Raw genomic sequence first — 2,040 nt, 5'->3', positions numbered from 1 at the left:
CATCCCCACCATGCCGGAGCCTCGCCTGCTGCCACTGGTCCAGAAATTCGCCGATATGCTCGCCGACCTGCCCGTCTTCGCCGAGACTTTCGGGGCAGTGTGAAAATGAGGGGAGTCTTGAGGCGCCCAGCAGCAAATCAAGTTGGTTGTGTGTCCCCGCAACCACCTTCACCGAACTTCGGAATAATTCAGAACCAGCCGCCCCAATACCGGCGGCTTTCGGCGCTTTTGCCCCCGAATTGCCGTCGGCACTGAGGGCCAGTTCAACCATCGCCGCAATCGCCCCCGTCAGAACAATCTCCGGCAACGCCGATGGCGCTGCCCGGCGTCGGCCGCGACCGGAAGGCGCAACATCAGCCCCGGTCGCCGCGTCAAGCTTTTGCTCCGTATCAGCCAAATTTTGTGTTCCGCCTGAAGCCGTCGCCACTGGCCTGGATTGGCCAACGTCGATCCGCTCGATCAGGGCACGCACTGCTTCCAGCGCGGCCCGGCCACCATCGGAGGCGGCCAGCGCGGTCTGTAACTGTTCGACCTTCTCGCGATAGAGACCGGCCAGATTGGGGTGCAGCCGTGGTGCCGCGGCGACCGGATTTTGCAACTGGCGGGTCAGTTCGGCCTTGCGGTGCTCCAGATCGTCGAGTTTCTGTTGCAGCCCCGGCGCACGGAGTCCGTCGCAGATCGCCTCGATCACCTGGTCGAGCTTGCGGGTCACGGTCTCAAGCTCGCGCCTGCGCGCCGCATTGTCGGCTTCGATCGTCCCCTGCAGTCGGTTCCATTCCGTGGTAAAATCCGCGACGAACTGCTCGACATGCTCCGGGCGCATCAGTTGCCGCCGCAGCGCGTCCAGAATCAGCCGATCGAGATCATCCCGCCGTAGACTCTGGCGGTTGTCGCAGATGCCCTGCCGGCGTGCGGCTGTGCAGGCGAGATAGTCCCGGCCGACCGCACCGAACATGCCGCCGCATTCGGCGCAGTAGACCTTGCCGGTGAGAATATGCCGGGCGCGCCGGCGCTCGTGGAATTTTGGGTGATCCGAGGCGTCGGCGCCCGAGGCGTCGCGACTGCCGGCCAGACGCGCCTGCACCATATCCCACAGAGCCTGATCGACGATCCGCAAATGGGGCACAGTCTCGACCACCCACTCGGCGCGCGGGTTCATCCGGCTGACCCGCCTGCCGGTTGCCGGATCCTTGATGAAGCGCATCCGGTTCCAGATCAGCCGTCCGATGTAGAGTTCGTTGCGCAGGATGCCGGTGCCGCGCAGCGCGTGACCGCGAATCGTCGTGTCACCCCAGGGGCGCCCGCCGGGGCCGGAAATCTTCTCCGCATTGAGGAGCTTGGCGATCGCGATCGGGCTGGTGCCTTCGGCGGTCATCGCAAAGATCCGCCGCACCACGGCGGCTTCGGCCGCGTCGATCGCGCGCTCGCCACGAACCGGTTCGCCATGGGCGTCGATCTTCCGGACGATGGCGTAGCCAAAGCTCTTTCCGCCCGCCGCCTTGCCGGCCTCGATCCGGCCGCGCAGGCCGCGATGGGTCTTTTGTGCCAGGTCTTTCAGAAACAGCGCGTTCATCGTGCCTTTCAGCCCGATATGCATCTCGCCGATCTCACCCTCGGCAAGGGTGACAATCGTCACTCCGGCAAACCGCAGCCGTTTGAACAGACCGGCAATATCCTCCTGGTCACGTGACAGCCGGTCCATCGCTTCGGCCAGAACCACGTCGAACCGGTGCCGCCCGGCATCTTCCATCAGCGCCTGGATTCCCGGCCGGAGCAGAGATGCCCCCGAGGTGGCACGGTCAGAGTAGCTGTCCGCCACAGCCCAACCCTCGCGCTCCGCGCGCATCCGGCAGACCCGCAACTGATCCTCGACCGAAGCATCGCGCTGGAGGTCGGTCGAATAGCGGGCATACAGGGTGAACCGCGCCGGGAATCCTGGAGGCCATTTTGTTTGACTCAGGCGACCATAGCCAGCTCGTTCAGTTGTTCATAGTAGCGCGCCTCGGCCTCGGCGGGTGGGATGTTGCCGATCGGCTCGAG

General features: G+C 64.9%; 1 protein-coding gene. It reads right to left on the bottom strand.

The features are described 5' to 3' along the window. The coding region (locus tag L2A60_RS20305) for a recombinase family protein (RefSeq protein ID WP_235706273.1) at positions 1 to 1,861 on the bottom strand (1,861 nt) is incomplete at its 3' end. Positions 1,862 to 2,040: the final 179 nt, after the last annotated feature.

It is taken from the genome of Acidiphilium iwatense (assembly GCF_021556475.1).
Lineage (GTDB): Bacteria > Pseudomonadota > Alphaproteobacteria > Acetobacterales > Acetobacteraceae > Acidiphilium > Acidiphilium iwatense.
The sequence above is the reverse complement of the archived record's forward strand: the minus strand, read 5'-3'. Positions and strand labels throughout refer to the sequence as shown.